The organism is uncultured Neisseria sp., from assembly GCF_951230505.1.
In the GTDB taxonomy this organism is placed as follows: domain Bacteria; phylum Pseudomonadota; class Gammaproteobacteria; order Burkholderiales; family Neisseriaceae; genus Neisseria.
Genome location: NZ_CATNVN010000106.1, coordinates 1 through 6,360, shown reverse-complemented (window position 1 = coordinate 6,360; position 6,360 = coordinate 1). Strand labels below are relative to the sequence as shown.

The following is a 6,360-nucleotide window of genomic DNA, read 5'->3' as shown; positions in this document are numbered from 1 at the left end:
TTTATGCCTCCTTTCCAGATCATCTTTTCTCCTGATTGACACCATTTCTAAGTTATTGAAGTATTACAGCGATTAAACTACCACTTCTTCTTTTTTCTTCACTTCTTTGGCAATGTTCTCACGACTCAAGCCAAACATCAGCAAGAGCGGGCTAGCAACCAATACGGAAGAGTAAATACCGAACACAATACCGATGGTCAGCGCCATAGAGAAACCGTGCAAGGCTGCACCGCCGAACACCAGCATAGAAACAACCATTGCCTCGGTCGAACCGTGGGTAATGATGGTACGGCTCATGGTTGCGGTAATCGCATTGTCGATGACCTCCGGAACAGTATGGCCGCGCATATGCGGCTTACGGAAGTTTTCACGAATACGGTCAAACACCACCACGGATTCATTTACGGAATAACCCAAAACAGCCAAGATACCTGCCAAGACAGTCAGAGAGAATTCCCATTGGAAGAAGGCAAAACAGCCGAGAATAATCACGATATCGTGCATATTCGCAATAATCGCGGACACTGCAAAACGCCACTCAAAACGCATGGACAAGTAAATAATAATACCAGCCACCACGAAGCCCAATGCCATCAAACCATTGGTAACCAATTCTTCACCAACCTGAGGGCCGATGAATTCGACTTGGCGCAAGGTAACGTCAGGATTGTCTTTTTTCAGCAAATCCATTACTTGGTTGGACAGCTGGGCTGACGTTACGCCTTCTTTGTTCGGCAGGCGAATCATGATGTGTTTGTTCGTACCCAATGCCTGAACCTGTACATCACCCATTTTCAGCGTATCAAGGCGTTCGCGCGTTTTATTCACATCCACGCCCTGCTGATATTGGACTTCCATCACTGTACCGCCGGTAAATTCGACGGAGAAATTCAAGCCTTTGGTTACCAAAAAGAACACGGCGGCGATAAACGTAACCAACGAAATAAAGGTCGTCAGTTTGCCGTAGCTCATAAACGGAATATCGCGTTTGATTTTAAATAATTCCATGTTTTACTCCTTGCCTTCTGCCATTTCAGCTTTCGGCTTCCACACCGCACCAATGGAAATATTTTGCAATTTGCGGCGACGGCCGTACCACAAGTTGACCAAAGCACGGAACACGACCACGGATGAATACATCGAAGTCAGAATACCGATACAGTGTACGACCGCAAAACCGCGTACAGGACCGGAACCGAATACCAACAAAGCGATACCGGCAATCAGGGAGGTCAAGTTGGAGTCAACAATGGTTGCCCAAGCGTGTTGGAAACCGAGGTTGATGGCCTGTTGAGGTGGTATACCTGCGCGTAATTCTTCACGGATACGTTCGTTAATCAATACGTTGGAGTCAATCGCCATACCCAATGTCAATGCCAACGCGGCGATACCCGGCAGGGTCAGCGTTGCCTGCATTGCAGACAAAATACCTACCAAGAACAAGATATTGGTACTCAAAGCGATGGTAGAGAAGAAACCCATCAGGCGGTAGTAAATCACCATGAATGCAGCAACAGCGGCAAAGCCCCACAAGGTAGAGTGGAAACCTTTTTCAATGTTTTCTTTACCCAAAGACGGGCCGATGGTACGTTCTTCGACAATCTGCATCGGCGCGGCCAGCGAACCGGCACGCAGCAACAATGAAGTATCGTTGGCTTCGGCTGTCGTCATGCTGCCGGAAATCTCCACGCGGCCGCCGGTAATGGCGGCACGGATGACAGGCGCGGTAACGACTTCGGATTTACCTTGGTCGATCAACACCATAGCCATACGTTTACCCACATTGGCCGAAGTCAATTCGCCAAAAATACTGCCGCCCGCACTATCCAGGCTCAGGCTCACGGCAGGCGCGCCCATTTGGTCAAAGCTAGGTTGCGCATCGTTGATGTTGTCGCCGGTCAGTTCAACTTGTTTGTTGACCAAGATAGTTTCCGGATGATCGCCACCGCTTGACAGCAATTCGTAACCGGTCGGCACATTGCCGTTCAAAGCTTCTTGCAGTTTAATCGGGTCGTCTTCCACCATGCGCACTTCCAAAGTTGCGGTACGGCCGATAATGTCTTTGGCTTTAGCAGTATCTTGCACGCCCGGCAGCTGTACGACAATGCGGTCAAGGCCGGATTGTTGGATAACCGGTTCGGCTACGCCCAATTCGTTCACACGGTTGTGCAACGTATTGATGTTTTGTTTAACAGCATCAGAACGTACTTTATTGATTGCCTCTTCAGACAAAGTCAGCACGATATTGTTGCCGTCCGGCAGCAGCGTGGCTTCAGGGAACAATTTTTGCAACTGAGGCAAGGCTTTTTGTACATCGGCAGCATCTTGCAAAGGCACGGTCAGACCGTTTTCAGTCTGATGCACCGTGCCGGTACGGATTTTTTCGCGGCGCAATTCGCGGCGGATGTCGCCGGAATAACGTTCAAACGTTTTCTGCATCGCGGCTTTCATGTCCACCTGCATGGTGAAATGCACGCCGCCGCGCAAGTCCAGACCCAGGAACATCGGATTGGCTTTGATTTTCGCCATCCACTCAGGGCTGTCTGCCAACAGGTTGAGCGCGGTAATATATCCCTCGCCCAAAGTATTTTCGATGACGTCGCGCGCTTTCAATTGCGTTTCGGTATCTTTGAAACGCACTTTCAGCGAGTTGTCGACGATGAACATACCATCAGTCTGAATACCTGCCTGCTTCAGCGCGGCATCCACTTTAGACTGGGTTTGATCGTTGATCACGATGGCTTGTCGGTTGGTCGATACCTGTACGGCAGGCGTTTCACCGAAAAGGTTGGGCAGCGAGTAAACAGCCGCAACCACAATCGTGAACGCAATCAGCAGGTATTTCCATAAAGGATAACGGTTCATGGTAAACCTTTGCTTTATTTATAAAGGCAAACAGCCGCGCTCGGGAAATGAGGCGGCTTTTTGCAAAAAAACGGATTATTCGGCTTTCGCGGCAATCGCGTTGCGCTCAACTTCCACTTCGATTTTCGCACCTTGACCGATGTCGACAGTGTAGAATTGCTCGCCGACTTTGGTCACGCGGCCTTTGAAACCTGCCGCCAAAACGACCTTATCGCCGACTTTCAAAGCGGCCAACATCGCTTGGTGCGCTTTGAATTTCTTTTGTTGAGGACGCATAATCAGGAAGTAAAACACCACCATGATCAGCACTAAAGGGGCAAATTGAGCCACTGCTTGATTCATAATATATCCGTTCTTTCAAGTTTTAGATTTAAGTAAAAAACTGCACACTGCAATCAAACACATTGGTTGGACTGCAAAATTGAGATATTCTAAAGGCCGTCTGAAAAATTTCCAAGTATTTCCGTATTTATTAACCATATTTAGCAGTCTTTACGACTTGTCCGACACATACTGTTCCATGTTCAAAAAAATCCTTTGGCGCATCAGCACCCGCCTGCGCCGTTTGTTTGGCAAAAACGCCCGCACCGTATGGATTTCGCATCCGATATTCCTACAGCACCAGCCGGGGCCCAACCATCCCGACAGGCCCGAACGCATCAGCGCCATTCAAACCGCCTTAAAACAAGAAGGCATTTGGCGTCGCCTGCAAACCGCCGAAGCACCGGAAATCAAAGATGCGCAGCTGGCATTGGTCCACTCGCGCAACTATCTGCACGAGTTGGAAGCCGCCCAGCCGCTCCCCGGTAAAATCCACCGTATCGACGACGATACCGTCATCTGCCACGACTCCCTCCAAGCCGCCCGTTTTGCGGCCGGCGCCGTCGTCAAGGCAGTCGATATGGTGATGAACAAAAAGGCCTGGCATGCTTTTTGCGCCATCCGCCCGCCAGGCCACCATGCCCACAGCAACAGCGCCGGCGGATTCTGCCTCGTTAACAACACCGCCGCCGGCGTGATGCACGCCATTGCCCAATACCGCTTGCAACGCATCGCCGTCATCGATTTCGACGTCCACTTCGGCGACGGTACGGCGGAGATTCTCCAAGACGATCCGCGCGTGATGTTTTTCAACCTGTTTGAAACCGACATCTTTCCCTTCCCTCAGGCGGAACAATACGCCGGCAATAAGAATATGCTGCATACGCCCCTCAAACCGGGCACAGGCAGCCGTATCTTCCGCACGACCATCCGCGAACAATGGCTGCCCAAGCTCACGGCCTTCCGCCCCGAGTTGGTGTTGCTTTCGGCAGGTTTTGACGGGCATAAACAAGACGAAACAGGCCGTCTGAACCTGCATGAAGCCGATTTTGCCTGGCTGACACACAAAATCGTCCAAGCAACGGCAAGCTGTCAAGGACGTGTCGTTTCCGTACTGGAGGGCGGATATACCTTGGAATCCATGTCTAAATCCGCCGCCGCACACATCCGCGTATTGGCGGGCTTAAGCAAGGCCGACTACGTCATCGCCTACCAAAAGCATCTGAAGCGCGGCAAAAGTAACAATCCTACACCATAACGCATTCAAACTATTGCCCCAGGCCGTCTGAAAACAGATTATCCATTTCAGACGGCCTTTTTTTTCATTTACAAACTTTAATTTGAGCAAAGACAAACCATTTCCATATTGTCAGTAGTAAAATAACAAACATAAAACATATCAATAAAAACATTTCACACGCCACACTGCTTCCCTTTCCCTAATTGACCGTCTTTTTCAGACGGCCTCCACTTAAAAAAAGGAGCGTTACAATGAAAGCAGCACGTTTTTACAACAAAGGCGACATCCGCATCGAAGACATTCCCGAGCCAACCGTAGCTCCGGGTACTGTCGGCATTAATGTTGCGTGGTGCGGTATCTGCGGTACAGACCTGCACGAATTCATGGAAGGCCCGATTTTCATTCCGCCTTGCGGCCATCCACACCCAATCTCCGGCGAGTCAGCCCCTGTAACCATGGGTCACGAGTTCTCCGGCGTAGTTTATGCCGTAGGCGAAGGCGTGGACGACATCAAAGTCGGCCAACACGTTGTTGTTGAACCCTACATCATCCGCGACGACGTACCGACCGGTGAAGGCAGCAACTACCATCTCTCCAAAGACATGAACTTCATCGGCTTGGGCGGCTGCGGTGGCGGCTTGTCTGAAAAAATTGCCGTTAAACGCCGTTGGGTACACCCTATTTCCGACAAAATCCCATTGGACCAAGCTGCTTTGATTGAGCCTCTGTCTGTCGGCCACCATGCTTATGTACGCAGTGGTGCGAAAGAAGGCGATGTTGCCTTGGTCGGCGGTGCAGGCCCAATCGGTTTACTGTTGGCTGCCGTACTGAAAGCCAAAGGCATCAAAGTCATCATCACCGAATTGAGCAAAGCACGTAAAGACAAAGCACGCGAAGCCGGCGTTGCCGACTACATCCTCGACCCATCCGAAGTCGATGTCGTCGAAGAAGTGAAAAAACTGACCAACGGCGAAGGCGTGGATGTCGCATTCGAATGCACCAGCGTCAACAAAGTACTGGACACCATGGTCGAGGCATGCCGTCCGACTGCGAAAGTCGTCATCGTATCCATTTGGAGCCACCCTGCCACCATCAACGTCCATAGCGTCGTGATGAAAGAGCTGGACGTGCGCGGCACCATCGCCTACTGCAACGACCACGCAGAAACCATCAAATTGGTTGAAGAAGGCAAAATCAACCTTGAGCCTTTCATCACCCAGCGCATCAAACTGGACGAATTGATTTCCGAAGGCTTCGAGCGCTTGATCCACAACAACGAATCCGCAGTAAAAATCATTGTCAATCCTAATCTTTAATCCTAAGGCTTAAAGAATAAACAGGCCGTCTGAAACTTTTCAGACGGCCTGTCTACTTGATAAATTCCCGAATGGCCCAATTCTCTGCCGACCATTCACTTATCAAGAGTAAAACTCCATGAATCCAAAATACGCCCCACTCTTTCAAACATACACCCTCAATAACGGCGTAACCATCAAAAACCGCCTTGTCGTCGCCCCCATGACCCATTTCGGCTCACAAGCCGACGGTTTGATCAGCGACCAAGAGCGTACATTCCTCAGCAACCGTGCAGGCGATATGGGCTTGTTTATCACTGCCGCCACTTTGGTTCAAAAAGACGGCAAAGCCTTTCACGGCCAACCTGAAGCCACAGGCGAGCACTGCCTCGACAGCCTGAAAGAAACCGCACAAATCCTGCAACAGCAAGGCGCAAAAGCGATTTTGCAAATCCATCACGGCGGTTCCAAAGCCATTGATGACCTTTTGGACAGTCTCGATAAAATCAGCGCTTCCGCCAGCGAAGCCGAACACGCGCGCGAAGCGACCGAAAAAGAAGTCGAAGCACTCATCGCTTCTTATGCGCAAGCCGCCGATTTGGCGCTTCGCGCCGGTTTTGACGGCGTGGAAATCCACGG

5 protein-coding genes and 1 pseudogene are annotated in these 6,360 nt (G+C 50.6%); 3 read left to right on the top strand and 3 right to left on the bottom strand.

Going from position 1 to position 6,360, the window contains the following annotated elements; genetic code table 11:
* Positions 1-72 precede the first annotated feature (72 nt).
* The 3 genes from secF to yajC form a co-directional block, all read right to left on the bottom strand.
* The gene (gene secF / locus Q1M25_RS07280; RefSeq protein ID WP_003686183.1) at positions 73-1,008 is read right to left on the bottom strand and encodes a protein translocase subunit SecF; all 936 of its coding nucleotides are present in this window, start codon (positions 1,006-1,008) and stop codon (positions 73-75) included.
* A 3-nt stretch (positions 1,009-1,011) separates the two neighbouring features.
* A complete protein-coding gene (gene secD / locus Q1M25_RS07275) occupies positions 1,012-2,865 on the bottom strand; it encodes a protein translocase subunit SecD (protein ID WP_300483417.1) in 1,854 nt (617 codons plus the stop codon).
* A 75-nt stretch (positions 2,866-2,940) separates the two neighbouring features.
* A complete protein-coding gene (yajC, locus tag Q1M25_RS07270) occupies positions 2,941-3,207 on the bottom strand; it encodes a preprotein translocase subunit YajC (protein ID WP_003675720.1) in 267 nt (88 codons plus the stop codon).
* 178 nt (positions 3,208-3,385) lie between these two features.
* Here yajC and Q1M25_RS07265 point away from each other — a divergent pair, with 178 nt between their 5' ends.
* From Q1M25_RS07265 to Q1M25_RS07255, 3 genes and pseudogenes are all read left to right on the top strand, one after another.
* Positions 3,386-4,444: a histone deacetylase family protein gene (locus Q1M25_RS07265; protein WP_300483412.1), complete on the top strand. Its 1,059-nt coding sequence runs from the start codon at positions 3,386-3,388 to the stop codon at positions 4,442-4,444.
* Positions 4,445-4,677: 233 nt separating this feature from the next.
* Entirely contained in the window at positions 4,678-5,742 is a 1,065-nt protein-coding gene (locus Q1M25_RS07260; RefSeq protein ID WP_003745670.1) for a 2,3-butanediol dehydrogenase, read from the top strand.
* Between the two features lie 118 nt (positions 5,743-5,860).
* Positions 5,861-6,360: pseudogene (locus Q1M25_RS07255) on the top strand (NADH-dependent flavin oxidoreductase); the annotation flags it as partial.